At 60.0% G+C, this 25,891-nt stretch carries 25 protein-coding genes, 1 pseudogene and 1 riboswitch; of the genes and pseudogenes, 17 read left to right on the forward strand and 9 right to left on the reverse strand.

What is annotated here, in order from left to right:
- Positions 1-8 precede the first annotated feature (8 nt).
- Both AB4N80_RS12350 and AB4N80_RS12355 read right to left on the reverse strand, forming a co-directional pair.
- Positions 9-326 carry a helix-turn-helix domain-containing protein gene (locus AB4N80_RS12350; RefSeq protein ID WP_003204826.1) on the reverse strand — a complete coding sequence of 106 codons (318 nt, stop codon included), beginning with the start codon at positions 324-326 and terminating at the stop codon, positions 9-11.
- 83 nt (positions 327-409) lie between these two features.
- Complete coding sequence (locus AB4N80_RS12355) at positions 410-1,186, reverse strand: AraC family transcriptional regulator (RefSeq protein ID WP_305468173.1); 777 nt, start codon at positions 1,184-1,186, stop codon at positions 410-412.
- Positions 1,187-1,298: 112 nt separating this feature from the next.
- On the opposite strand from AB4N80_RS12355, the gene AB4N80_RS12360 reads away from it, so the two are divergent.
- The gene (locus tag AB4N80_RS12360; RefSeq protein ID WP_460082199.1) at positions 1,299-2,114 is read left to right on the forward strand and encodes a sulfite exporter TauE/SafE family protein; all 816 of its coding nucleotides are present in this window, start codon (positions 1,299-1,301) and stop codon (positions 2,112-2,114) included.
- Between the two features lie 6 nt (positions 2,115-2,120).
- Here the strand turns inward: AB4N80_RS12360 and AB4N80_RS12365 are convergent, their stop codons facing one another.
- Positions 2,121-3,110, reverse strand: a complete 990-nt coding sequence (locus AB4N80_RS12365; protein WP_122569299.1) for a hypothetical protein — start codon at positions 3,108-3,110, stop codon at positions 2,121-2,123.
- A 317-nt stretch (positions 3,111-3,427) separates the two neighbouring features.
- Here AB4N80_RS12365 and AB4N80_RS12370 point away from each other — a divergent pair, with 317 nt between their 5' ends.
- Both AB4N80_RS12370 and AB4N80_RS12375 read left to right on the forward strand, forming a co-directional pair.
- Positions 3,428-3,859: a helix-turn-helix domain-containing protein gene (locus AB4N80_RS12370; RefSeq protein ID WP_460082203.1), complete on the forward strand. Its 432-nt coding sequence runs from the start codon at positions 3,428-3,430 to the stop codon at positions 3,857-3,859.
- Entirely contained in the window at positions 3,852-4,097 is a 246-nt protein-coding gene (locus tag AB4N80_RS12375; RefSeq protein ID WP_122569297.1) for a type II toxin-antitoxin system Phd/YefM family antitoxin, read from the forward strand. Before AB4N80_RS12370 ends, AB4N80_RS12375 begins: the two co-directional genes overlap by 8 nt.
- On the opposite strand, the gene AB4N80_RS12380 is transcribed toward AB4N80_RS12375, so the two are convergent.
- The 5 genes and pseudogenes from AB4N80_RS12380 to AB4N80_RS12400 form a co-directional block, all read right to left on the reverse strand.
- Positions 4,069-4,311 (reverse strand): DNA-binding protein, encoded by a 243-nt coding sequence (locus AB4N80_RS12380; protein ID WP_240998551.1) that lies wholly within the window; start codon positions 4,309-4,311, stop codon positions 4,069-4,071. The genes AB4N80_RS12375 and AB4N80_RS12380 overlap by 29 nt on opposite strands.
- Positions 4,308-4,841 carry an HNH endonuclease gene (locus tag AB4N80_RS12385; protein ID WP_122569295.1) on the reverse strand — a complete coding sequence of 178 codons (534 nt, stop codon included), beginning with the start codon at positions 4,839-4,841 and terminating at the stop codon, positions 4,308-4,310. The genes AB4N80_RS12380 and AB4N80_RS12385 overlap by 4 nt, the downstream gene beginning before the upstream one ends.
- Positions 4,842-4,950: 109 nt before the next feature.
- Positions 4,951-5,484: pseudogene (locus AB4N80_RS12390) on the reverse strand (BRO-N domain-containing protein).
- Positions 5,485-5,876: 392 nt separating this feature from the next.
- Positions 5,877-7,127: a ribonucleotide-diphosphate reductase subunit beta gene (locus tag AB4N80_RS12395; protein ID WP_122569294.1), complete on the reverse strand. Its 1,251-nt coding sequence runs from the start codon at positions 7,125-7,127 to the stop codon at positions 5,877-5,879.
- Between the two features lie 489 nt (positions 7,128-7,616).
- On the reverse strand, positions 7,617-7,880 hold the full coding sequence (locus AB4N80_RS12400; RefSeq protein ID WP_122569293.1) for a DUF2790 domain-containing protein: 264 nt from the start codon (positions 7,878-7,880) through the stop codon (positions 7,617-7,619).
- A gap of 582 nt (positions 7,881-8,462) precedes the next feature.
- On the opposite strand from AB4N80_RS12400, the gene acs reads away from it, so the two are divergent.
- The 13 genes from acs to astE all read left to right on the forward strand — a co-directional run bounded on the left by acs (position 8,463) and on the right by astE (position 23,594).
- Complete coding sequence (acs, locus tag AB4N80_RS12405; RefSeq protein WP_122569292.1) at positions 8,463-10,418, forward strand: acetate--CoA ligase; 1,956 nt, start codon at positions 8,463-8,465, stop codon at positions 10,416-10,418.
- Between the two features lie 685 nt (positions 10,419-11,103).
- On the forward strand, positions 11,104-11,877 hold the full coding sequence (locus AB4N80_RS12410; protein WP_122569291.1) for an ABC transporter substrate-binding protein: 774 nt from the start codon (positions 11,104-11,106) through the stop codon (positions 11,875-11,877).
- A gap of 90 nt (positions 11,878-11,967) precedes the next feature.
- On the forward strand, positions 11,968-12,657 hold the full coding sequence (locus AB4N80_RS12415; RefSeq protein WP_014339811.1) for an ABC transporter permease: 690 nt from the start codon (positions 11,968-11,970) through the stop codon (positions 12,655-12,657).
- A complete protein-coding gene (locus AB4N80_RS12420; RefSeq protein ID WP_122569290.1) occupies positions 12,654-13,352 on the forward strand; it encodes an ABC transporter permease in 699 nt (232 codons plus the stop codon). Before AB4N80_RS12415 ends, AB4N80_RS12420 begins: the two co-directional genes overlap by 4 nt.
- 56 nt (positions 13,353-13,408) lie before the next feature.
- Complete coding sequence (locus AB4N80_RS12425; protein WP_053124413.1) at positions 13,409-14,173, forward strand: ABC transporter ATP-binding protein; 765 nt, start codon at positions 13,409-13,411, stop codon at positions 14,171-14,173.
- A gap of 113 nt (positions 14,174-14,286) precedes the next feature.
- Positions 14,287-15,267, forward strand: coding sequence for a GlxA family transcriptional regulator (locus AB4N80_RS12430; protein ID WP_122569289.1), 981 nt, complete (start codon positions 14,287-14,289; stop codon positions 15,265-15,267).
- 399 nt (positions 15,268-15,666) lie between these two features.
- The gene (locus AB4N80_RS12435; RefSeq protein ID WP_305468160.1) at positions 15,667-16,887 is read left to right on the forward strand and encodes an aspartate aminotransferase family protein; all 1,221 of its coding nucleotides are present in this window, start codon (positions 15,667-15,669) and stop codon (positions 16,885-16,887) included.
- A gap of 233 nt (positions 16,888-17,120) precedes the next feature.
- Positions 17,121-18,140: an arginine/ornithine succinyltransferase subunit alpha gene (gene aruF / locus AB4N80_RS12440; protein ID WP_003178851.1), complete on the forward strand. Its 1,020-nt coding sequence runs from the start codon at positions 17,121-17,123 to the stop codon at positions 18,138-18,140.
- A gap of 54 nt (positions 18,141-18,194) precedes the next feature.
- Complete coding sequence (gene astA, locus AB4N80_RS12445; protein WP_122569287.1) at positions 18,195-19,220, forward strand: arginine N-succinyltransferase; 1,026 nt, start codon at positions 18,195-18,197, stop codon at positions 19,218-19,220.
- Positions 19,217-20,686, forward strand: coding sequence for a succinylglutamate-semialdehyde dehydrogenase (astD, locus tag AB4N80_RS12450; RefSeq protein WP_163006897.1), 1,470 nt, complete (start codon positions 19,217-19,219; stop codon positions 20,684-20,686). Before astA ends, astD begins: the two co-directional genes overlap by 4 nt.
- 184 nt (positions 20,687-20,870) lie before the next feature.
- Positions 20,871-22,217 carry an N-succinylarginine dihydrolase gene (gene astB, locus AB4N80_RS12455; RefSeq protein ID WP_122569285.1) on the forward strand — a complete coding sequence of 449 codons (1,347 nt, stop codon included), beginning with the start codon at positions 20,871-20,873 and terminating at the stop codon, positions 22,215-22,217.
- A gap of 69 nt (positions 22,218-22,286) precedes the next feature.
- Positions 22,287-22,574: a hypothetical protein gene (locus AB4N80_RS12460; protein ID WP_003178862.1), complete on the forward strand. Its 288-nt coding sequence runs from the start codon at positions 22,287-22,289 to the stop codon at positions 22,572-22,574.
- A gap of 12 nt (positions 22,575-22,586) precedes the next feature.
- Positions 22,587-23,594, forward strand: a complete 1,008-nt coding sequence (gene astE, locus AB4N80_RS12465) for a succinylglutamate desuccinylase (protein WP_122569284.1) — start codon at positions 22,587-22,589, stop codon at positions 23,592-23,594.
- Between the two features lie 123 nt (positions 23,595-23,717).
- Here astE and AB4N80_RS12470 read toward each other — a convergent pair whose 3' ends face one another.
- Positions 23,718-24,227 (reverse strand): 6,7-dimethyl-8-ribityllumazine synthase, encoded by a 510-nt coding sequence (locus tag AB4N80_RS12470; protein WP_122569283.1) that lies wholly within the window; start codon positions 24,225-24,227, stop codon positions 23,718-23,720.
- Positions 24,228-24,327: 100 nt separating this feature from the next.
- Positions 24,328-24,495: riboswitch (FMN riboswitch) on the reverse strand.
- A 267-nt stretch (positions 24,496-24,762) separates the two neighbouring features.
- Between AB4N80_RS12470 and ltaE the strand changes: the two genes are divergently transcribed.
- Positions 24,763-25,767: a low-specificity L-threonine aldolase gene (gene ltaE, locus AB4N80_RS12475; RefSeq protein WP_122569282.1), complete on the forward strand. Its 1,005-nt coding sequence runs from the start codon at positions 24,763-24,765 to the stop codon at positions 25,765-25,767.
- The last annotated feature ends 124 nt before the right edge of the window (positions 25,768-25,891 follow it).

The raw sequence follows: 25,891 nt of genomic DNA on the forward strand, positions 1-25,891 counted from the left end.
GGTCAGTGTTATTCGATCATCGCGTAATCGGACCGCCCCATCGGGTCCGGGGTTGCGCCCTTGATGTTCATGCCGCGCCCCGGTGCGAAGCCGGGGAAGAACACCAGCCCCTCGGCCTCCAGGCGAAACGCCAGGGCCAGGCGAGTCACATCGAGCAACTCGCCACCGGCCTCGAAGCGGCGGATGGCTTGGACCGATACGCCGGATTGTCGAGACAGCTCCTCGACACTCCAGCCCAGCATGGCTCGGGCCTGTGCACTGTGAGCAGGGGTGAATTGATAGACAGCAATACGTTCCAGGGTGGTTTTGATTGCGAGAGAGGCCATGGGGTGCTCCAAAGCGATGGGATTCAAAAAATACTGTGTTTTTGTACAGTTGTTTTGAGTCCGGATCAATCCCATTTTTTTGATCAATGACCGGCGGTCTTCTCCAGCCAGGCGCTCGGTGCGTGGCCCAGTACCCGACGGAACATGGTGGAAAACGCAGCGGGGCTGTCGTAGCCCTGATCCAGGGCGATGCGCGTCACCGAATCCCCTTCGGCCAGATGGGCCAACGCCGCCATGACACACGCCTGCTGCCGCCACTGGCTGAAACTTAGCGTGGTCTGCCGGCTGAACAACCGATTGAACGAGCGCAAGCTGATATGCAATTGCGCCGCCCATTGCACGGGCGAGGCATGGGCGTCTGGGCGTTTCAGAAATGCCTGGCACAGGCCGAGCAGGCGCGGGTCTTGGGGCAGTGGAAGGTGCAGTGGTAGATGGGCGCTGCGCTGCAGTTCGTGCAGCAGCAGATCGATCAGCACGCCATCGCGCCCAGCCTCGTCGTAGTCCGGCACAAGCTCCACGGCTTCCATCAGCAACTGGCGCATCAGGGGCGACACGCTGATGACCTGGCACCGCGTGTCCATGGCCGTTATCGCGGCCGGTTCGATGTACAGGCTGCGGGTGCTCACGCCCAGCATCAGCACTTCATGATCGACCCCCGCCGGAATCCACACCGCCCGTTGCGGCGGCACTACCCAATTGCCCTCCGTCGTGCTGACCTGCATCACCCCGGTGGCGCCATAGAGCAACTGCGCGCGGCGATGGCGATGCATCGGCAGCACTTGTCCATGAGCGTAATCGGTGCCGATCGCAACGACGGCCCTGGGTGTCGCATCCAATAAATCGATCGAACTGTTGCGCATCGATGGGCCACTCGGGATTGGCGTAAACGCGAATATTATTGGCCTGTTTGCTATAGCGGGCCAAGCGTCTCTTACCTATCGTGGGCGCCTCCCATTTCACGGATTCGTCTCGATGTTCTATGTATTGCTTGCCTGTTTCGGCTGCCTGAGTGGCGTGACGGCCGTGTTGTTCGGTTTCGGCGGCGGCTTCGTCGTGGTGCCCTTGCTGTACCGCATGCTCACCGCCAGCCACGGTGCCGACGATCCTATCGGTCAATCGGCGATGCACATTGCCGTGGCCACCTCGACCTGCGTGATGATCGTCAACGCGCTGATCGCCACCGTGAAGCATCACCGTGCCGGCAACCTCATTCGTCACTACGTGTGGCCGTTGGACGGTTTCATCGGCGTGGGCGCTATCATCGGCGCCGTTGCCGCGATGTGGGCGAGCAGCGAAGTCATTCGCTATGCCTTCATCGTTTATCTGGGCGTGACCATTCTGGACTGCTTGTTCAGACGCGGTTTCCTGACCCAGTCTGATGCTGTAATCCCACGGCGATTGGGTAGGGCAGAGGTCTCGGCAGGCGGGATCAGCGTTGGCGCCATCGCCACTTTTCTGGGCGTGGGTGGCAGTGTCATGACGGTCCCGTTGTTGCGCCGTTGCGGGCTGAGCATGTCCCGCGCGACGTCCATGGCTAACCCGCTGAGTTTGCCGGTTGCAGTGGCCGGGACGCTGACTTACATGGCCATGGCCGGGTTTACCGAGTTTGATTTGGGGCCGTGGTTTGTCGGTTACGTCGACTTGATGGCCTTCGCTGTGCTCACACTTGGCGCGCTCCTGGGTATCCGTCTGGCAACGCCTTGGATCGGACGGATACCAGACCGGTTGCATGCGCGGGTGTATGTGGGGTTGTTGATAGGGGTGATGATTGGGATGTGCCTGGGATAGGGGGCGTTATTGGCCCGCTAATCCCGGTGCCTCCCGAATAATGAAGTGATCCAGGTTCTCGATATTGGCACTGAACACCCCGAACGTTTCTTCGGGGTTCTTCTTGCTCGGCACCTGCTTCAACTGCGGCGTGACGCCATAAAAGAAGCAATGCAACGGCGCGTCACTGTCGATGGCGTGCTTGATCTCTTCCAGGAACGCCTTGCGCTTGCGGTAGTTATCGATCAGTTTCTTGCTCAGGTAAACGTTGACCGAGTAAGGCTTCTTCTTCGCCTCGTCCGGCTGCTTAAACCAGACCTTCGCTTCGAAGTCGATGCGAAAGCTCAACGTGTAATCCTTGATTTCCTTGATCTTGCCCCAGTAAATCAAGCCCTTGTTGTCCTGTAAGTACTCGATCTTCTTGAAGAACGAGCCATAGGGCGCCGTGTGCTCGCCAATCTTCAGCGGCATGCGCTTGAGCAGATCCTTGTTATCGAAGTTCGAGACGAAACATTCCACCGGATGGGCGAAGACGCTGGTCTTGTCCGGTGTCGAGTCCTGGGCGGAATGAGCGTTATCACCGTGGGACGATACGGAGGGGGGCGTAGGGCGAGTCGCTTCAATATCCTTCGGCAGATCGGACGGTTTACCCACGTACTGACGCCGAGTCAGCAACAGCTCCGACGGAAAATGCTCCTCGCGGTCGTCATCCGTTTCCGCCTCGCCACTCTCTACACCCAACCCCGGCGTTTTCGGACTGACATAAGGACAACCCTCGATATGCTGGGTCGTTGGCTGGTTCTTGAAGTGTGGCGTGCGAATGTAATTGACGTTCTTGGCGTTGAACGTCGTCAGCCGATTGTCCTCGTCAAACGCCGCCCGACAGGCATCGTTGGGGCACTGAAAGCGCTCCTTGGCCGAATCGAAGGCCATGGTCTCATCGAAATTCAGATCCCGAACGTCATAGATCGAAAGCTTGGCATCGAGGCTGAGGCAGTAGGCGGTGTCGAATTTCATCGGGGCTCGGGTCCGTGAGAGGAAGTGTATTAATACCGAAGGACGCGGCGGGCTGCACCCAAAGTTTCAACCCACCACAAACCCCCTGTGGGAGCGAGCTTGCTCGCGATTCCAAAACCCAACGCGGCCATCAAACCTGCCACCCACCTGCGCCCTGACACCAACCGGTGGCGAGGGGATTTATCCCCGCTGGGCTGCGAAGCAGCCCCGGTTTTACGGCCCCAAACTTGTATGAATCGGTATCATAATGCCGGTTATAGCCCGACCTTTCAGATAACCGGCAGTATATTGCCGGAAACCGCGAATAAGAAACTTCGATGAAAGAGAACACCGGTGAACGACGCAGGGAAATCATTGACGACATCGTCATGCAGCATGTGACGGGTATCGAAACCCTGGGAACCGCTATCCGCCGGCTACGGCTTGAGGTGACCGGCCTGGATCAAGAAACCTTTGCCGCCATGTGCAACATGTCGACCAAGGCCCTGTACCAGATCGAGAAGGACAAGGGTAACCCGACCATTAACACCCTCGAAGCCATCCTGAGAAAGTTCGGGCTGCGACTAGGGCTGACGAAGGTTGCCATAAACCTTTACGCACCACCTCCAGAGCAGAGAAAAACGGACTCTAAAATGCCCGTTCGCGGCGCCAATCCTAAACGCAAGTCCGTAGGACAGCTCAGTAGAGTTGCTACTCTGCCAAGCACTGCAAAGGCCATGGACGATGACAAGGGGGGACCGTATGAGTGAACAGCTACACGTAACCTTGCAAGAAGCAAAGGCTCAGCTCTTTCAACTGGGCGCGCGTGCATGGCAGGGCGACAGAGTAGTGATCACCAAGGCCGGCAAGCCTTATCTGGATCTGCTGCCCCATATCGATACGCCGCAGACACGCAAGCCTGGGCGGTTGAAGGGGAGGATTCGGATGCCGGCGGATTTTGACCGCACACCCGAGGACATCATCGAGGGTTTTGAGGGCTGGTTCTGAGTGCAGACGAATCTTCTTGAACTGAGACTTCAGCAGATACCTCAGCCATGCAGACCTCATCAAACTCTCGCATGGCGGCCTTGTCGATAGCACCGATTTTCAGCAGCGCTTCGGCCGAGCTGTGAATCGATTCGAAGGCCTCACTTCTTATTTTTTTCGTCATTACATATCCCCATGTGTTCTTTTTCGTCCAACAAAACTGGATGTTTTTCACTCAACGATCAGTCGACCAACCTTCTGATACAGCGACAAAGTGAAGGCCTCTCTGTCACCGGCAAGATGACAACGTCGATGACAATTCGGGCACAGCGCAACCGCGTTAGTAACGCTATCCGATCCTTTCTGAGCCAGATGCTTCACATGATGCACTTCAAGAAACGGCAACCCGTCCACCTGGAACGGTGCGTTCTGACCGCAACCTTCGCAAACACCTTTAGCCAACTCCGCAACCCACGCCCGGACTTTAGGATCTCGAACGTAAGACGTCGTGGTCGTACTGACTTGCTGCGGATTCAGGTTCCCTGATGGCTCGATCTTGAGGCCTCTCTTTTGCAGCTTGGTGGCCCGGCTGATCAACGTCATGTGGTCAGAGGTTGGAGCAGACTCTCCCGTCCCAGGTGTCACTTTATTAACAAGCACCTTGCGAATTCGCTGAGCCACACCTGCACCAATGTTCTTGGCAGGCATGTAGCCGCTGATTCGCTGCAACCCCATCTGTTCCAACACCGCCGAGATATTCTGCATGCGGCATTCAACAATCGCCGAGGGTTTAAACCTTCGGACGATACTGACAGGCCATTACGGCTGTCTATGAAAATTCCTACAGAAGAGGCAGAGCTTTCGTTCGGGCGTCCTACGACACTGAATGCCCAGAAACGTGAAATACCTCAAGCAACCTACGCCACCAAGGCTTAGCCGCCACCGACCGACCCCGAGTCCGGTTGAGCAACAGATACGGCATGTCCCGAAGTCGAATCCAGCCGTCATTTTGCCAATGCAACAGGCTTCAGGAGATCTCCGGCCAATCTAAAACACTCAGCATGGGACGCTCGGTATCGCTTGATACCTGTGCGTCCCTCAAGGCTGATACGACCTGATGCGTCAGCCATTCACGCAGCAAGCGATTCCCTGGGGAGTAGTGATAAACCAACAGGGCATACACACCAGACTCGCTAAGCATCGGCCGCTTTTCAGGCTGGCCGTGGTAACGAATCAGCAGAATGTGTCGCTGGTCCTCATCCAGTTTGCTGACCATGCGTTCGTTCAGATGTACGCCCATTAACCGTCCGAGGTCGCGGGCGCAAAACCAAGGTTGGTTTTCCAGAAGCAGGGCGTGAAGGTGGAGGTTGTGACGGGTGAAAACCGCCGGAATGTAAGCATCAGGCATGATGGGTCTCCGAGGTATACGGAGAGCGGGGTGAAATTTTTGTGGGCATCACCACCTCTACGTTCAAAGGTTAGCGGCGCGAGCCCGACGTAGAGGATGTAAGAGAAATCCCAACTAGCTATTTTCTCCACACAGAGTTGCAAATGTCCTTAGACAGTACGCGGTTCTATGTTTGGCGATTAGCTACTACGTTGGGCGTTTCTTAGGCACCTGCGACTAAGATAGGTAACGCGACGATACGGCGTCAATGCGGAAAGATTCTGAGTTTTTCGTAGGGTAAAGGTAGTGTGCCGGTCCCAGAGTTAAACGCAGTTTTGGTCCTGTAGAAATACAAAAACCCCGTTTTCACGGGGTTTTTAGTTACGCGTGGAGCCTAGGATTTTTCTTTCAAATCAATCCCAGCTCAAAGCCCCACCGGTCTGATACTCAATCACGCGCGTCTCAAAGAAGTTCTTCTCTTTCTTCAAGTCCATGATCTCGCTCATCCAAGGGAACGGGTTCGTCGTCCCTGGATACTCTTCCTTCAACCCAATCTGCGACAAACGACGGTTAGCGATGAACTTGAGGTAATCCTCCATCATCGCCGCATTCATCCCCAGCACCCCACGAGGCATGGTGTCGCGCGCGTATTCGATCTCCAGTTGAGTCCCTTGCAGGATCATCTGGGTCGCTTCTTCCTTCATCTCGGCATCCCACAAGTGCGGGTTTTCGATTTTGATCTGGTTGATCACGTCGATGCCGAAGTTCAGGTGCATGGATTCGTCGCGCAGGATGTATTGGAACTGCTCGGCGACGCCGGTCATTTTGTTGCGGCGGCCCATGGAGAGGATCTGGGTGAAGCCGCAGTAGAAGAAGATGCCTTCCAGAACGCAGTAGTAGGCGATCAGGTTGCGCAGCAACTCTTTGTCGGTGTCCGGGGTGCCGGTTTCGAACTTCGGATCGGAGATCGAACGGGTGTATTTCAGGCCCCAGGCGGCTTTTTTCGCGACCGATGGGATCTCGTGGTACATGTTGAAGATCTCGCCTTCATCCATGGCCAGCGATTCGATGCAGTACTGGTAGGCGTGGGTGTGGATCGCCTCTTCGAAGGCCTGGCGCAGGATGTACTGGCGGCATTCCGGGTTGGTGATCAGGCGGTACACGGCCAGGACCAGGTTGTTGGCAACCAGGGAGTCGGCGGTGGAGAAGAAGCCCAGGTTGCGCATCACGATGCGGCGCTCGTCGTCGGTCAGGCCTTCCGGGGTTTTCCAGAGGGCGATGTCGGCGGTCATGTTGACTTCTTGCGGCATCCAGTGGTTTGCGCAGCCGTCCAGGTACTTCTGCCAGGCCCAGTCGTATTTGAAGGGCACGAGCTGGTTGAGGTCGGCGCGGCAGTTGATCATGCGCTTTTCGTCGACGGCGACACGGGCGGAGGCGCCTTCGAGTTCGGCGAGGCCTTCGGCGACGTCGAGTTTGTCGAGGGCGGCCTTGGCGCGAATGATCGCGGCCGAGTCGCTGGCCGTCACGGCCCGGGCTTCGAGGGCGGCGGCACCGCCGGCGCTGTCGAGGCGGTCCATGTTGGCTTCGGAAGCGTGGCCGGCGTTAGCGCCTTTTACCGCGACTTCGCCGCTGTCTTCTTTGTCGAATTCGTCCCAGCTCAGCATGACGTGTCGTCTCCTGCGTGAGGGCCAGATGCCCGATGAAGGCCTACTGGCCGCGGTGGATCTTGAAAAATCGTTTGTTGCAGCAGCTGACGCAGGCAATAAACAGAAAAATGTACGGGTCATTCCGGAGCGGCGGTGAACGCGAGGAGGCAATGGGCCTCTGCGTGGGCTCCAGGCTGGCGTGATCCCCTGTAAGGGAATATTGCAGGCCCGTTTGAGGCGGCATTATAAGGACTTTTTTGCCTACGTGCTGCGGCGAAATGGCTCACAGAAGGGGCGGCGAGTGACAGATCCGCGTGGGAGCGAGGGTTTACAAGGCTTTGGCCGCTTAAGATTTTTTTTGCATGAAGCGGATCGCGGATTTTTTTGATCAAAAAACCAGCGTTTTTTGCGGTTTTGCACTACATGTTGTGTTTCTTGACCGTTTTTGGTGGCTCCAGACACAACCAGGCCCGAGCGGAATCGGGCCGTGGAAATTGCCAGTTGTGATCAGCCGTTGGAGCAGCCGCTGCCCATGACGCTGTAGCGCAGGATGTGGCGCTGGCCTTTGGAGTCGTCGTATTCCATCTTCGCCGGGACCACTTCGCAGACATTCGGGATGTCGCTCATGGAGATGACTTTGGCGATGTCCAGGTGGGTGGAGTAGGTGTACTCCTCGATGGCCGGTTTTTGCTGTGCTGCGTCGGTCGGGGCCTCGTCTGCCATGGCGGTGGCGCAGAGGCTGCCGAGGACCAGAACCCATAAAGCTTTCATCTGTATTTCACCTTTTTTGAGGTCGAGTGGGGTCACGCAACCTTTTTGGGGCTGCGTGTGGAGCAAGTATTGGAAGTTGGATTAACGGCCTTCGTGGGGGCTGTGTTGCGTTAATCGTGTTTGCCGGTTGGCGAGGTGGATTTTAGGGGGTGGTGGGTGTCGTAAAAAGCCGTGGTTTTGATAAACACTGTTGGTTGATCTGGTAACAATCGCTGCAGGTGGCGGGTGTTGTCTGTTGCATCTATGTTGGATTTGCCGCCGTCATCGCGAGCAAGCTCGGCTCCCACAGGGGGAGCGGCGTTGGACGTAAAGTGAGCGTTCAATGGAGATCAACTGTGGGAGCGAGCTTGCTCGCGATAGCAGTGGACCAGTTTGCATGGATATTGGCTGACCCACCGCCATCGCGAGCAAGCTCGGCTCCCACAGGCTCACTCCCACAGGAAAATGCCGGCAGGCAGGGCCTTGCACGTTAGTACCGACATTTTGTAGGGACTTGTTACTACCATCGTCGAATGGTTCTATAGGCCCGCCCCGGGCTACAACGGGATCATACAAAAACAACTATTCACCGAGGTAAGAAAGATGAGTGCGGCTTCTGTGTATCCCGTTCGTCCCGAGGTTGCGGCCAATACGCTGACTGACGAGGCGACCTACAAGGCCATGTACCAGCAGTCGGTCGTCAACCCGGACGGCTTCTGGCGCGAGCAGGCCAAGCGCCTCGATTGGATCAAGCCTTTCACCACGGTGAAGCAGACTTCCTTCGACGATCACCATGTCGACATCAAGTGGTTCGCCGACGGCACCTTGAACGTTTCCTACAACTGCCTCGACCGTCACCTGGCTGAGCGCGGCGATCAAATTGCGATTATCTGGGAAGGCGATGACCCGTCCGAGAGCCGCAACATCACCTATCGCGAGCTGCACGAAGAAGTCTGCAAGTTCGCCAACGCCCTGCGCGGCCAGGACGTTCATCGCGGCGACGTGGTGACCATCTACATGCCGATGATCCCTGAAGCCGTGGTCGCGATGCTGGCCTGTACCCGGATCGGTGCGATTCACTCGGTGGTGTTCGGTGGTTTCTCCCCTGAAGCACTGGCCGGCCGGATCATCGACTGCAAATCCAAAGTGGTGATCACTGCCGACGAAGGCGTTCGCGCCGGCAAGAAGATTCCGCTCAAGGCCAACGTCGATGACGCGCTGACCAACCCGGAAACCAGCAGCATCCAGAAAGTCATCGTGTGCAAGCGCACGGCCGGCAACATCAAGTGGAACCAGCACCGTGACATCTGGTACGAAGACCTGATGAAGGTGGCCGGCACCGTTTGCGCGCCGAAGGAAATGGGCGCCGAGGAAGCGCTGTTCATCCTCTACACCTCCGGTTCCACCGGCAAGCCCAAGGGCGTGCAGCACACCACGGCCGGCTACTTGCTGTATGCGGCGCTGACCCATGAGCGGGTGTTCGACTACAAGCCTGGCGAAGTCTACTGGTGCACCGCCGACGTGGGTTGGGTCACCGGTCACAGCTATATCGTCTACGGCCCGCTGGCCAATGGCGCGACCACGCTGCTGTTCGAAGGCGTGCCGAACTATCCGGACATCACCCGGGTGGCCAAGGTCATCGACAAGCACAAGGTCAGCATCCTCTACACCGCGCCAACCGCCATCCGCGCGATGATGGCTTCGGGCACCGCCGCGGTCGAAGGCGCCGATGGCAGCAGCCTGCGCCTGTTGGGTTCGGTGGGCGAGCCGATCAACCCGGAAGCCTGGGACTGGTACTACAAAAATGTCGGCAAGGAGCGTTGCCCGATCGTCGACACCTGGTGGCAGACCGAAACCGGTGGTGTGCTGATCAGCCCGCTGCCAGGCGCCACGGCGTTGAAGCCGGGTTCCGCGACTCGTCCGTTCTTTGGGGTGGTGCCAGCGTTGGTGGACAACCTCGGCAACCTGATCGAAGGCGCGGCCGAAGGCAACCTGGTGATCCTCGATTCGTGGCCAGGCCAGGCACGTACGCTGTACGGCGACCATGATCGTTTTGTCGACACCTACTTCAAGACCTTCAGCGGCATGTACTTCACCGGTGACGGCGCCCGTCGTGACGAGGATGGCTACTACTGGATCACCGGTCGGGTGGATGACGTGCTCAACGTGTCCGGTCACCGCATGGGCACGGCCGAGATCGAGAGCGCCATGGTCGCCCACCCGAAAGTCGCCGAGGCGGCGGTGGTGGGGGTGCCGCACGACATCAAGGGGCAGGGCATCTATGTCTACGTCACCCTCAATGCCGGCGAAGAAACCAGCGAGGCCCTGCGCCTGGAGCTGAAGAACTGGGTGCGCAAGGAGATCGGTCCGATTGCTTCGCCAGATGTGATCCAGTGGGCGCCCGGGCTGCCGAAGACCCGTTCCGGCAAGATCATGCGCCGCATCCTGCGCAAGATCGCCACGGCGGAATACGACGGGTTGGGTGATATCTCCACCCTGGCCGACCCGGGTGTGGTGGCGCATTTGATCGAGACGCACAAGACCATGAACGTGGCCTGACGGTCGCATGTAGCGCCAAAAGCCCCGCCCGGTATTTGCCGGGTGGGGCTTTTTTATGCGTCCGGCGTGGATCCTTGTGGAGAGAGGCTTTATCCCCGATTTGTGGGAGCAAGGCTTGCCCGCGATGCAGGCGATGCGGTCCTTCAGAAACCGAGGCGCTTGCATCGCGAGCAAGCTTTGCTCCCACAAATCAGCGCGCCTGGAGCAGTCGGCGAATAAATATCGACCTTCAAAGCAGGACGCTTCCGAACGTTACCGGTGTTTCGAAATGTGTAACCAAAGGCGCCACAACGGGGCGATGTGAAACGTGAAGCCCCGTCATAGGGCGGATCCAGGCGTTTCAGAAAATAAGCCGACACGCTGTGCTTGCCGGATTAGAAGGGTTTGCGAATAATGGGCCCGCTATTTGCAGCATAGATCGGTTTCCCTTCTTTTGCTCTTGCATGAATTTGCGGAGCTGTCAATGTGCTCGAACAGCTTTCTCGGTGCTTCTGTAATTTGTTGTCGCATTGAAGAAATATCGGCTTCGGGCCTGTCGTTAGAATGCCGATCACTCGCTCGTCGTGGCTCGCGTTGGTTAAACCGTGAGCTTCCTAGGACGCAGCGCCAACGTTCGTTTCACCCATTCGCATATTGGGCTGTCGCTCACTCTGCCGTTTTTGCCCTTTACCGATGGAGTCCCAAGATGAAGAAACTTGTGCTGCTTGGCGCCCTGGCACTGTCCGTGCTGTCCCTGCCGACTTTCGCTGATGAGAAGCCCCTGAAGATTGGTATCGAAGCGGCTTACCCTCCGTTCGCCTCCAAAGCCCCGGATGGCAGCATCGTCGGTTTCGACTACGACATCGGCAACGCGCTGTGCGAAGAGATGAAGGTCAAGTGCGTGTGGGTCGAGCAAGAGTTCGACGGCCTGATCCCAGCGTTGAAGGTGCGCAAGATCGACGCGATCCTGTCGTCCATGTCCATCACCGAAGATCGCAAGAAGTCGGTTGATTTCACCAACAAGTACTACAACACCCCGGCCCGTCTGGTGATGAAGGCCGGTACCCAGGTCGGCGACAACCTGGCTGAGCTCAAGGGCAAGAACATCGGCGTGCAGCGCGGTTCGATCCACGAGCGTTTCGCCCGTGAAGTGCTGGCTCCGCTGGGTGCCGAGATCAAGCCATACGGTTCGCAGAACGAGATCTACCTGGATGTGTCCGCTGGTCGTCTCGACGGCACCGTGGCAGACGCTACGCTGTTGGATGACGGCTTCCTCAAGACCGATGCCGGCAAGGGCTTCGCGTTCGTCGGCCCGGCCTTTACCGACGAGAAATACTTCGGCGACGGTATCGGTATCGCGGTTCGCAAGGGCGATGCCCTGAAAGACAAGATTAATGGCGCGATCACCGCCATTCGCGAGAACGGCAAGTACAAGCAAATCCAGGACAAATACTTCGCTTTCGATATCTACGGCAAGTAACGACGTCCCGCCACTCGTGCGAAATGGCGCAAGCAACAGGATCTCTGCGGTTTGCGCCATTTTTTCATCCCACTTTCGAGGACCTGAATCATGTTGAAAGGCTACGGGGCTGTCATCCTCGATGGCGCATGGTTGACGCTTGAGCTCGCCTTGTCGTCCATGGCCCTGGCCATCGTCCTGGGGTTGATCGGCGTTGCGTTGCGCCTCTCTCCGGTGCGCTGGCTGGCGTGGCTGGGCGACCTGTATTCCACGGTCATTCGCGGCATTCCCGACCTGGTGTTGATCCTGCTGATTTTCTACGGCGGCCAGGACCTGCTCAATCGCGTGGCGCCGATGCTCGGCTATGACGACTACATCGACCTGAACCCGCTGGCGGCCGGTATCGGCACCCTGGGCTTCATCTTCGGTGCGTACCTGTCGGAAACCTTTCGTGGTGCATTCATGGCGATCCCCAAGGGGCAGGCCGAGGCGGGCATGGCGTACGGCATGAACGGCTTCCAGGTGTTCTTCCGAGTGCTGGTGCCACAGATGATTCGCCTGGCGATTCCGGGCTTCACCAACAACTGGCTGGTATTGACCAAGGCCACCGCGCTGATTTCCGTGGTGGGCCTGCAAGACATGATGTTCAAGGCCAAGCAGGCGGCGGATGCCACTCGCGAGCCTTTCACCTTCTTCCTCGCAGTGGCGGCGATGTACCTGGTGATCACCAGTGTCTCGTTGCTGGCATTGCGTCACCTTGAGAAGCGCTACTCGGTAGGCGTAAGGGCGGCTGATCTATGATCTTCGACTACAACGTCATCTATGAAGCCTTGCCGCTGTATTTCAGTGGCTTGCTGACCACCCTCAAATTGTTGGCCCTGTCGCTGTTCTTTGGTCTGCTGGCGGCGTTGCCCCTGGGGCTGATGCGCGTCTCGAAGCAGCCGATCGTCAACATGACGGCCTGGCTCTACACCTACGTGATCCGCGGCACGCCGATGCTGGTGCAGTTGTTCCTGATCTACTACGGGCTGGCGCAGTTCGCGGTCGTGCGCGAAAGCTTCCTCTGGCCGTGGCTGTCCAGCGCGACGTTCTGTGCGTGCCTGGCGTTCGCCATCAACACCAGCGCCTACACCGCCGAAATCATCGCCGGCAGCCTGCGGGCCACGCCCAACGGTGAGATCGAGGCGGCCAAGGCCATGGGCATGTCGCGCTACAAGCTGTATCGCCGGATCCTGCTGCCGTCGGCCTTGCGTCGGGCGCTGCCGCAATACAGCAACGAAGTGATCATGATGCTGCAGACCACCAGCCTGGCCTCAATCGTGACCCTGATCGACATCACCGGCGCCGCGCGTACGGTGAATGCGCAGTATTACTTGCCGTTCGAGGCCTACATCACGGCCGGCGCGTTCTACCTGTGCCTGACCTTCATCCTGGTGCGCCTGTTCAAACTGGCCGAGCGCCGCTGGCTGGGTTACCTGGCCCCGCGCAAGCACTGATAACGCATCGATCCGATCGACTGCTCAATGACTGACGTTTTGTGAGAACCGACCGCATGTACAAGCTTGAAGTCCAAGACCTGCATAAACGCTATGGCAGTCACGAAGTGCTCAAGGGCGTGTCCCTGAAAGCCGCCGCTGGCGATGTAATCAGCATCATCGGCTCCAGTGGCTCTGGCAAGAGTACTTTCCTGCGTTGCATCAACCTGCTTGAGCAACCCCATGCCGGCAAGATTCTGCTCAACAACGAAGAGCTGAAGCTGGTCGCCGGCAAGGATGGCGCCATGAAGGCCGCGGACCCCAAGCAACTGCAACGCATGCGTTCGCGGCTGTCGATGGTGTTCCAGCATTTCAACCTGTGGTCCCATATGACCGCGCTGGAAAACATCATGGAAGCGCCCGTGCATGTACTGGGCGTGGCCAAGGCTGAAGCGCGGGAGAAGGCCGAGCACTACCTGAACAAGGTCGGCGTGGCCCATCGCAAGGATGCCTACCCGGGCCACATGTCTGGCGGCGAGCAGCAGCGCGTGGCGATTGCCCGTGCGCTGGCGATGGAGCCTGAGGTGATGCTGTTCGACGAACCGACCTCGGCGCTGGACCCGGAGCTGGTGGGCGACGTGCTCAAGGTGATGCAGGCCCTGGCCCTGGAAGGCCGGACCATGGTGGTGGTGACCCACGAAATGGGCTTTGCCCGTGAAGTGTCGAACCAGTTGGTGTTCCTGCACAAAGGCATCGTCGAAGAAAGCGGCAACCCACGCGAAGTGCTGGTCAATCCGCAATCGGAGCGCCTGCAACAATTTCTTTCGGGCAGCCTCAAGTAATCGCTCCCGTTACGCACCTGATTTGGGTCATGCTGCGCACCGTGCGCCAGATGGTCTAATTTGGTTGCAGCCGCTTTTGGCTTTAACACTGTTTTCGCTTCGGATCGCCCGCCATGACTGCCCATCGAATAGGTTTCCTGATTTGGCCCAGCACTAAAGCCTTGACGCTGGCGCTGGCCGAGGACGCCTTGCGTGTCGCTCAGCGGGTGCATCCGGATGTGGTCTACGAGCTGTCGTTCTTGCAGGCCGAACCCCCGGCCGACGGCGCCTGGCAACTGCCGGGTGAGCCTTGGGCCGGCAAGCTCGAGGGGTTCCAGAAGCTGTTCCTGCTGGCCGATGAGCCACCAACCGCCCTAGCCTCGCCCCTGAGTAGCGCCCTCAAGCAACTGGTACGCGCCGGTTGTGTGATCGGCGGTTTGTCGGCCGGTGTCTATCCCTTGGCCCAACTGGGTTTGCTCGACGGTTACCGTGCCGCCGTGCATTGGCGCTGGCAGGACGATTTCTCCGAGCGCTTCCCCAAGGTCATCGCCACCAGTCATCTGTTCGACTGGGACCGCGATCGCCTGAGCGCTTGCGGTGGCATGTCGGTGCTGGATCTGTTGCTGGCGGTGCTGGCCCGGGATCACGGCGCGGAACTGGCCGGCGCGGTGTCGGAAGAGTTGGTGGTCGAGCGCATTCGCGAAGGCGGCGAGCGCCAGCGCATCCCGCTGCAGAACCGCCTCGGTTCCAGCCACCCGAAGCTCACCCAGGCGGTGCTGCTGATGGAAGCCAATATCGAAGAGCCACTGACCACCGACGAAATCGCCCAGCATGTGTGCGTGTCTCGCAGGCAACTGGAGCGGATCTTCAAGCAATACCTTAACCGCGTGCCCAGCCAGTACTACCTGGAGCTGCGCCTGAACAAGGCCCGGCAGATGTTGATGCAGACCAGCAAATCCATCATCCAGATCGGCCTGTCCTGCGGTTTCTCCTCGGGGCCACACTTCTCCAGTGCCTACCGCAACTTCTTCGGCGCCACGCCGCGGGAAGACCGCAACCAGCGACGCAGCAGCAGCCCGTTCGAATTGTCCTCGGTGCCGTCCGAGCGCGGCTAGGGTTGGCACAGCCGCCTTGTGGTGAGTGGGTCTGTGGGGGCAAGGCTTGTGGGAGCAAGGCTTGCCCGCGATGCAGGCACCACGTTTGTGCAGGCTGACCGAGTTATCGTTCATCGCGAGCAAGCTTTGCTCCCACAGATAAATCCCCTCGCCACAAGTGTTGTGGCTGGCAAGGGGAGGCGTCTGAATCAAATCTCGAGGCGGGCGCCTCAAATCCCTTGCCAACGTTTAAACTGCGCCTTTGCGACGCTATTTGTCGCATTGCCGTAAACCCGCGAAAAACGTGGGTTGGCGCTATAAGAAGTTGTCGCTTGGCGGCAAGGCCGGGCTGAAAACTGTCCTTACAATCCTTACCAAGCCCGCCAGTTCCAGGCGGGTGTTCCTCATCAGGAGACTCCGATGTCCGTTGAGCAAGCTGCGGTACAACGCGCCGATTTCGACCAGGTTATGGTTCCCAACTATGCGCCTGCTGCCTTCATACCTGTGCGTGGCGCCGGTTCCCGCGTATGGGACCAATCCGGTCGCGAGCTGATCGACTTTGCTGGCGGTATCGCAGTCAACGTACTGGGCCATGCCCACCCGGCGCTGGTCGGCGCACTGACCGAGCAGGCCAACAAGCTGTGGCACGTGTCCAACGTCTTCACCAATGAGCCCGCCCTGCGCCTGGCCCATAAGCTGATTGACGCAACCTTTGCCGAGCGCGCGTTCTTCTGCAACTCCGGCGCCGAAGCCAACGAGGCCGCCTTCAAGCTGGCCCGTCGCGTTGCGTTCGATCGTTTCGGCAGCGAGAAATACGAAATCATTGCCGCGCTCAATAGCTTCCACGGTCGCACCCTGTTCACCGTCAACGTCGGCGGGCAGTCGAAGTACTCCGACGGTTTCGGGCCTAAAATTACCGGCATCACCCACGTTCCTTACAACGACCTGGCGGCTTTGAAAGCGGCTGTCTCGGACAAGACCTGCGCCGTGGTGCTGGAACCGATCCAGGGCGAGGGCGGTGTGCTGCCGGCCGAGCTGGCTTATCTGCAAGGCGCCCGCGAGCTGTGCGATGCCCACGATGCGCTGCTGGTGTTCGACGAAGTGCAGACCGGCATGGGCCGCAGCGGTCATCTGTTCGCCTACATGCACTATGGCGTGGTCCCGGACATCCTCACCAGCGCCAAGAGCCTGGGCGGTGGTTTCCCGATTGCGGCGATGCTCACCACCGAAGCGCTGGCCAAGCACCTGGTCGTCGGTACCCACGGCACCACTTACGGCGGCAACCCGCTGGCCTGCGCGGTGGCTGAAGCGGTGATCGATGTGGTCAATACGCCCGAGGTGCTCGGTGGTGTCAAAACCAAGCACGCCAAGTTCAAGGCGCGCCTGGAGCAGATCGGCGAGAAGTACGGCCTGTTCACCCAAGTGCGTGGCCTGGGCCTGCTGATCGGTTGCGTGCTGAACGACGCCTGGAAAGGCAAGGCCAAGGACATCTTCAACGCCGCCGAACAGGAAGGCCTGATGATCCTGCAAGCCGGCCCGGACGTGATTCGCTTCGCCCCGAGCCTGGTGGTCGAAGACGCCGACATCGACGCCGGCCTGGACCGCTTCGAGCGGGCCGCGGCGAAGCTGACGCAAGCCTGATTGTTTACAGACTGTACCGGCTCCAATGTGGAGCCGGGCTTTTGTGGGAGCAAAGCTTGCTCGCGACGGATCGCCTCGACCTTGCAGGTAGAACTCATTGCCTGTATCGCGAGCAAGCTTTGCTCCCACAAACCTGCTCCCACATTTGAGTCAATAGGGAGGCAGGTCCGGTATTTTTTTCTCTGTGTCGACCCAACGGTCGAACCCTTTATTTCAAGTTAAGGAGTGACACCATGCTGGTGATGCGCCCCGCGCAAATGGCGGATCTGGGCGAGGTACAGCGTCTGGCTGCGGACAGTCCGATCGGTGTCACTTCCTTGCCGGATGACGTGGAACGCCTGAGCGACAAGATCGCCGCAAGCGAAGCCTCGTTTGCCGCCGAAGTCAGCTTCAACGGCGAGGAAAGCTATTTCTTCGTCCTTGAAGACACCGCGACCGGCAAACTGGCCGGCTGCTCGGCCATCGTCGCGTCGGCCGGTTATTCCGAACCGTTCTACAGCTTTCGCAACGAGACCTTCGTTCACGCTTCCCGTGAGCTGAAGATCCACAACAAGATCCACGTGCTTTCCCAATGCCACGACCTGACCGGTAACAGCTTGCTGACCAGTTTCTACGTGGTGCCGGAGCTGGTGGGCTCGCCATGGTCGGAACTCAACTCGCGCGGGCGGCTGTTGTTCGTCGCCAGCCATCCGGAGCGGTTCGCCGATTCGGTGGTGACCGAGATCGTCGGCTACAGCGATGAGAATGGCGACTCGCCGTTCTGGGACGCCATCGGTCGCAACTTCTTCGACCTCAACTACGCCGCCGCCGAGCGCTTGTGCGGGCTGAAAAGCCGTACCTTCCTCGCCGAGCTGATGCCCCATTACCCGATCTACGTGCCGTTGTTGCCGGACGCCGCCCAGGAAGCCATGGGCCAGGTCCACCCGCGGGCGCAGATCACCTTCGACATCCTGATGCGCGAGGGTTTCGAGACCGATCACTACATCGACATCTTCGACGGTGGCCCGACCCTGCATGCCCGCGTCTCGGGGATCCGCTCGATCGCCCAGAGCCGCGTGGTGCCGGTCAAGATCGGCGAACCGGTCAAGGGCGCCGGTCGCCAATACCTGGTGGCCAATGCCCAATTGCAGGATTACCGCGCCGTGCTGCTCGAACTCGACTACGCGCCGGGCAAGCCTGTGACCCTGGACATGGAAGCGGCCGAAGCCTTGGGCGTTGGCGAAGGCGCCAGCGTGCGTCTGGTAGCTGTTTAACGCCTTACCGCTGAGTTTCGCGGGTGGCGCAAGCGACCCGTTTGAGGAGATAGCATGATCGTTCGTCCCGTACGCAGCAGCGATTTACCCGCTCTGATCGCCCTGGCCCGCAGCACCGGCACCGGCCTGACCACCTTGCCGGCCAATGAAGAGCGTCTGGCCCATCGGGTCGGCTGGGCCGAGAAGACCTTTCGCGGCGAAGCCGGGCGCGGTGACGCGGACTACCTGTTCGTGCTCGAAGACGATGACGGTCGCGTGGTGGGCATTTCCGCCATCGCCGGTGCCGTGGGGTTGCGTGAGCCCTGGTACAACTTCCGGGTCGGCCTGACGGTCAGCGCTTCCCAGGAATTGAACATCTATCGGGAAATCCCGACGCTGTTCCTGGCCAACGACCTGACCGGCAATTCCGAACTGTGCTCGTTGTTCCTCCATGCCGACTTCCGCAGTGGCCTCAATGGCCGGATGTTGGCCAAGGCGCGTCTGCTGTTCATCGCCGAATTCCCGAACCTGTTCGGCAATAAAATCATCGCCGAGATGCGCGGCATGTCCGACGACAGCGGGCGTTCGCCGTTTTGGGAAAGCCTGGGCCGGCATTTCTTCAAGATGGAATTCAGCCAGGCCGATTACCTCACCGGCGTGGGCAACAAGGCGTTCATCGCCGAGCTGATGCCCAAGTTTCCGCTGTACACCTGTTTCTTGTCCGAAGATGCCCGGGCCGTGATTGGCCAGGTTCATCCGGATACGGAACCGGCATTGTCGATGCTCAAGAGCGAAGGTTTCAGCTACCAGGGTTACGTCGACATCTTCGACGCTGGCCCAGCGGTGGAATGCGAAACCGGCAAGATCCGCGCGATTCGCGACAGCCAGGCGCTGGTGCTGGCCATCGGCACGCCGGGCGATGACGCCACGCCGTTCCTCATCCATAACCGCAAGCGCGAAGACTGCCGCATCACCGCTGCACCGGCGCGCTTCGCCGCAGGCACACTGGTGGTCGATCCGTTGACCGCCAAACGTCTTCAACTCAACGCCGGCGATCAGGTGCGTGCCGTCGCGTTGTCCGCTGCCCGGGAGTCGAAATGATGAACTCGTTGTACATCGCCGGTAGCTGGCTGGAAGGCCAGGGCGACCTCTTTGAATCGTTGAACCCGGTGACCCAGCAGGTGTTGTGGTCGGGCAACGGCACCACGGCGGCGCAAGTGGAGTCGGCGGTGCAGGCCGCGCGCCAGGCGTTCCCGGACTGGGCACGGCGCTCGCTGGATGAGCGCATCCAGGTGCTGGAAGCCTTTGCCGCGTCCCTGAAAAGCCACGCGGACGAACTGGCCCAGTGCATTGGTGAAGAAACCGGCAAGCCGTTGTGGGAAGCGGCGACCGAAGTCACCAGCATGGTCAACAAAGTCGCCATTTCGGTGCAGAGCTACCGCGAGCGGACCGGCGAGAAGAGCGGCCCCCTGGGCGACGCCACCGCCGTGCTGCGCCACAAGCCCCACGGTGTGGTGGCGGTGTTCGGCCCCTACAACTTCCCCGGCCACTTGCCCAACGGCCACATCGTGCCTGCGCTGCTGGCCGGCAACAGCGTGTTGTTCAAGCCGAGCGAGCTGACGCCGAAAGTCGCCGAGCTGACGGTCAAGTGCTGGGTCGAAGCCGGCCTACCGGCGGGTGTGCTGAACCTGCTGCAAGGTGCCCGGGAAACCGGTATCGCCCTGGCGGCTAACCCGGGTATCGACGGGCTGTTCTTCACCGGCTCCAGCCGCACCGGCAATCTGTTGCACCAACAATTTTCGGGGCGCCCGGACAAGATCCTCGCGCTGGAAATGGGCGGTAACAACCCACTGGTGGTGGATGAGGTGGCGGACGTCGATGCGGCGGTCTACACCATTATCCAGTCCGCCTTCATTTCCGCCGGGCAGCGCTGCACCTGTGCGCGCCGCCTGCTGGTGCCGGAAGGCGCCTGGGGCGATGCCTTGCTGGCGCGCCTGGTGGCGGTCAGCTCGACTCTTGATGTCGGTGCCTTTGATCAGCAACCGGCGCCATTCATGGGCTCGGTGATTTCCCTGGGCGCGGCGAAGGCGCTGATGGATGCGCAAAACCACTTGCTGGGCAAGGGCGCCGTACCGCTGTTGGCCATGACCCAACCCCAGGCCCAGGCGGCATTGCTGACGCCGGGTATCCTGGACGTGACGGCCGTGGCCGAGCGTCCTGATGAAGAGCTGTTCGGGCCGTTGCTGCAAGTGATCCGCTACAAAGATTTCGCAGCGGCAATCACCGAGGCCAACAACACGCAATATGGCTTGGCCGCCGGGTTGCTGTCCGATTCCCAGGAGCGTTACCAGCAGTTCTGGCTGCAGAGCCGCGCCGGTATCGTCAATTGGAACAAACAGCTGACCGGCGCCGCCAGCAGCGCACCGTTCGGCGGTGTCGGTGCCTCGGGCAACCACCGCGCCAGTGCTTATTACGCGGCTGATTACTGCGCGTACCCGGTGGCTTCCCTGGAGACCCCAAGCCTTGTCATGCCGGCTGCCCTGACCCCCGGCGTGCGCATGTCTTGAGACCGCCATCGCGGGCAAGCCTTGCTCCCACAGGAGTTATGCAAAACCTGTGGGAGCAAGTCTTGTCCCCACAGGCGTTATGAAAACCTGTGGGAGCAAGGCTTGCCCGCGATAGCCGCGCCGCGGTGTTCGATGAACCGTTACTTGATGCCTATAAAAAACAGATTCTCGTGGAGCCTCGCTGATGAAATCCTATGAAGTCAACTTTGACGGTCTAGTGGGGCCGACCCATAACTACGGCGGGCTCTCGTACGGCAACGTCGCGTCCCAGAGCAACAGTCAGCAGTCCTCCAACCCCAAGGAAGCGGCGCTGCAGGGCCTGGCGAAAATGAAAGCGCTGATGGACATGGGTTTCCAGCAAGGCGTGCTGGCGCCGCAGGAGCGCCCGGACGTGGCGGCCCTGCGCCGCTTGGGCTTTGCCGGCAGCGATGCCCAGGTCATCCAACAAGCCGCGAAAGAAGCGATGCCGCTGCTGGTTGCCAGTTGCTCGGCCTCCAGCATGTGGGTGGCCAACGCCGCCACGGTCAGCCCGAGCGCCGATACCGCCGATGGCCGCGTGCATTTCACCGCCGCCAACCTGAACTGCAAGTACCACCGCAGCATCGAGCATCCGACCACCAGTCGCGTGCTGGGGGCGATGTTCGCCAACCAGCAGCACTTCGCCCATCACGCGGCGTTGCCGGCGGTGGCGCAGTTCGGCGACGAAGGCGCGGCCAACCACACCCGTTTCTGCCGCGCCTACGGTGAGGCCGGCGTCGAATTCTTCGTCTTCGGTCGCAGTGCCTTCGACACCCGTTATCCGGCACCGCAGAAATACCCGGCGCGCCAGACCCTGGAAGCCTCCCAGGCCGTTGCCCGCCTGCATGGCCTGAGGGAGGAGGGCGTGGTGTACGCCCAACAGAACCCGTCGGTGATCGACCAGGGTGTGTTCCACAACGACGTGATCGCGGTGGGCAATGGCGAAGTGTTGTTCTATCACGAGGATGCATTCCTCGAGACCGACAAGATGCTGGCCGAACTGAGCAGCAAACTCGCCAAGGTCGGTGGGAAGTTTCAATCGGTGTGCGTGCCGCGTTCGGCGGTCACCGTCGATGATGCGGTACGTTCCTACCTGTTCAATAGCCAGTTGCTGTCGCGTCCCGACGGCTCGATGCTGTTGATCGTGCCGGAAGAATGCCGCAGCAACGAACGCGTCTGGCACTACCTGCAAGGCCTGACGGGCGCTGGCGGGGTCATCCGCGAAGTGAAGGTCTTCGACCTCAAGCAAAGCATGCAGAACGGTGGCGGCCCGGCTTGCCTGAGGTTGCGCGTGGCCCTCAATGAAACCGAGCTGGCGGCCGTCAACCCAGGGGTTATCATGACCGCGCCGCTGTACGATTCGCTGACCCAATGGGTCGAGCGCCACTACCGCGACCGCATGACCGAAAATGACCTGGCAGACCCGCAGTTGCTGCTCGAATGCCGTGCGGCACTGGATGAACTGACACAAATCCTTAAACTTGGCGCGGTTTATCCTTTCCAGATCAATTGAAAGCGCGCGCGACCTGACTACAGTCAAAGCAGGGCGCGTTGCCTTATCCCCAGACGAGAACGTAAAGACATGAGCGATACCCTGCAACTGATCCTTGAAGACACCGACGGCACCCAACTGGAAACCTCCTGCACCCGTGTCGCGGTGATGTGGCAAGGCAAGGAGTTGTGGATCCAGCAGGACGGCCGCGGTCAGCTGCTGATCGGCGTCGATGTCGAAGAAGGGGATGAGGAATACGCCAACCTGTTGTTGCGTCCATTGGCGACCAACCTGGTCAGCCTGCAACTGGAAATGGAACCGGCGGACGTCGGCGACGATGACCATGTCCATGGCCCGGATTGCGGCCACGACCACTAAGGAAACCGCGCTATGCTCGCCCTCGGCAAACTGCTTGAACTGACCCTCGCCGGCCGTGAACCGGCGGAGAAGACTCAACTGACTGTCGAAGGCGTACGGATGCGCTGGTTGAGCGAGGGCGCGCTGGAGGTCAAGCCGCCCGAAGCCCGGGATAACGGCCTGGACCTGCTGCTGTCGGCCGGTATTCACGGCAACGAAACCGCGCCGATCGAATTGCTCGACCGTCTGTTGCACGACATTGCCCGTGGCGACCTGAAACCGCGGGCACGCATTCTGTTCCTGTTCGGCAACCCCGAGGCCATCCGGCGCGGTGAGCGTTTCGTCGAACAGGACGTCAACCGGCTGTTCAATGGCCGCCATGAACTGAGCGGCGGTCCTGAAGCGTTGCGAGCCTGTGAACTGGAGCGGCTGGCTGCCAGTTTCTTCAGTCGGCCGGAACGCAGCCGCTTGCACTACGACCTGCACACCGCGATTCGAGGCTCGAAGATCGAGCAGTTCGCCCTCTACCCATGGAAAGAAGGTCGCCAGCATTCACGCCGTGAACTGGCGCGCCTGCGTGCCGCGGGCATGGAGGCGGTGTTGCTGCAGAACAAACCGTCCATCGTCTTCAGTGCCTACACCTACGATCAGCTCGGCGCCGAGTCCTTCACCCTGGAACTGGGCAAGGCCCGGCCATTCGGACAGAACGACGGGGTCAACGTCAGCCTGCTGGAAACCCGGCTGCAACAGATCATCGAAGGCAACGAGCCGGAACTGGATGAAGGGCTCGACGGCCTTCAACTGTTCAGCGTGGCGCGGGAAGTCATCAAGCACAGCGACAGCTTCCGCCTGAACCTGCCGGCGGATATCGAGAACTTCTCCGAGCTTGAAAAAGGTTATGTGCTGGCTGAGGACATCGCCCAGACCCGCTGGGTGATCGAAGAGGAGGGCGCGCGGATCATCTTCCCGAACCCCAGGGTGAAGAATGGCTTGCGGGCCGGGATTTTGATCGTGCCGGCGACGGACGAAAACCTGATTTAAAGCCCCCACAAAACCAATGTGGGAGCGGGCTTGCTCGCGATAGCGGTGGATCAGTCAATGCTGAAGGTGACTGACACTCCGCCATCGCGAGCAAGCTCGCTCCCACAGGTTTTTTTGCAGCTTTTAGACCGCTACCGCCCGCTGTTCACTACGCCGCAACGCCCGGGTCTTGTGCAAGGTATCGGCGCAGGTCTTCGCCGCTTCCTGGCCCTTGTGCACGAAATGCTCGAAGAAAAACTTCTGATGTTCTTCCCCTGCATGAAAGTGATGCGGCGTGAGCACGACCGAGAACACCGGCACTTCGGTTTCCAGCTGTACCTGCATCAGGCCGCTGATCACCGATTGGGCGACGAACTCGTGACGATAGATACCCCCGTCCACCACCAGGCCGGCGGCGACGATGCCGGCGTAGCGGCCTGACTTGGCCAGCAGCTTGGCGTGCAGCGGAATCTCGAAGGCGCCGCCGACTTCGAAGAAGTCGATGTCGCTTTCCTGATAACCCTGGTTGATCATTTCGGCGACGAAGCCTTTACGGCTTTGGTCGACGATTTCCTTGTGCCAGCAGGCCTGGATGAACGCGACGCGCTCGCCCGGGTGACTTTTGCTTTTGCTGTCGATTGCAGTGGGTTGCATGTTCTGGTTCCTGTTTGTGTGAAAAACAGGGCGTCATGAATCGAAGGGGATTTGAGGGTACGCCGCGCACGGACAGTCGCAGTCGGCCCTTGGGTGCCAATCCCGTTCTCTCTTCATCCGGACTATGACCGTCGGCCCCGGGATCACACCGGGTCTGCTGACCTTGTCGCTACACCGCCAAAGCCGTGTATCGCCAAGCGCTCGCGGGCTATGCACGTTGCGTGCAATTACCGCCGGTGGGGAGTTACACCCCGCCCTGAGAACGTTTTTGCCGCCATGGTTTGTGGCAGCGGAGGATTTTTAACACATAACCCCCTGTGGGAGCGAGCCGTGGGAGCAAAGCTTGCTCGCGAAAGCGGTGGGTCAGTCAACATCAATACTGTCTGACCCGACGCCATCGCGAGCAAGCTTTGCTCCCACGGCACACAAGGGGAGTGTTGCCCTTTCCGTCGATCAGACTTGATTATTCCGCGCCATGCCCGCAGTAATTGCCCTTCGAAAGGGAATTCCCCCACCAGAACCCGAGGCCAGATTCATGAGCGTTATCGATCTTCGCAGCGACACCGTCACCCAACCTACCGCCGGCATGCTCGACGCCATGGCCAGCGCGCCGACCGGCGACGATGTGTACGGCGAAGATCCGACTGTCAATCGCCTCGAAGCCGAACTGGCCGCGCGCCTGGGCTTTGCCGCAGCGCTGTTCGTGCCCACGGGCACCATGAGCAACCTGTTGGGGTTGATGGCCCACTGCGAGCGCGGCGACGAATACATCGTCGGCCAGCAGGCTCACACCTACAAATATGAAGGTGGCGGGGCGGCGGTGCTCGGTTCGATCCAGCCCCAGCCCCTCGAGGTGCAGGCGGACGGTTCCCTGGACCTGGCGCACGTCGCCGCGGCGATCAAGCCCGATGACTTTCACTTTGCCCGCACTCGCCTGCTGGCCCTGGAAAACACCATGCAGGGCAAGGTGCTGCCTCTGGAATACCTGGCCCGGGCCCGGCGCTTCACCCAGGAACATGGCCTGGCCCTGCACCTGGACGGGGCGCGGTTGTACAACGCTGCGGTCAAGTTGAATGTCGATGCCCGGCAAATCACGCAACATTTCGACTCGGTGTCGGTGTGCCTGTCCAAGGGCCTTGGCGCTCCGGTGGGCTCGGTCCTGTGCGGCAGCGTCGAGCTGATCGGCAAGGCCCGCCGGCTGCGCAAGATGGTCGGGGGTGGAATGCGCCAGGCCGGCATTCTCGCGGCCGCGGGGCTGTATGCCCTGGAGCATCAGGTCCAGCGCCTGGCCGACGACCACGCCAATGCCCAACGGCTTGCCGAGGGCTTGCGTGCGGCGGGCTACGAGGTCGAGCCGGTGCAAACCAACATGGTCTACGTCCAAATGGGCGAGCGGGCCGAGGCGATCAAGGCGTTTGCCGATGAACGGGGCATCAAGCTCAGCGCGGCGCCACGCCTGCGAATGGTGACGCACATGGACGTAAGCTCGGCGCAAATCGACCAGGTGGTCGCCACTTTCGTCGAATTTTCCTGCCAATGACCTGGCAACCGGGCCAATTGACAGTTTCTATCGCATAAACACGCTGTACCCCACGCGCAGGGCCGATATAATGCGGCCCTTTGCCGTTGCTTCGTCTGTTGACGTTTTGCACAGGCCTTTGGCC

This window comes from Pseudomonas sp. H3_A02, from assembly GCF_054671965.1.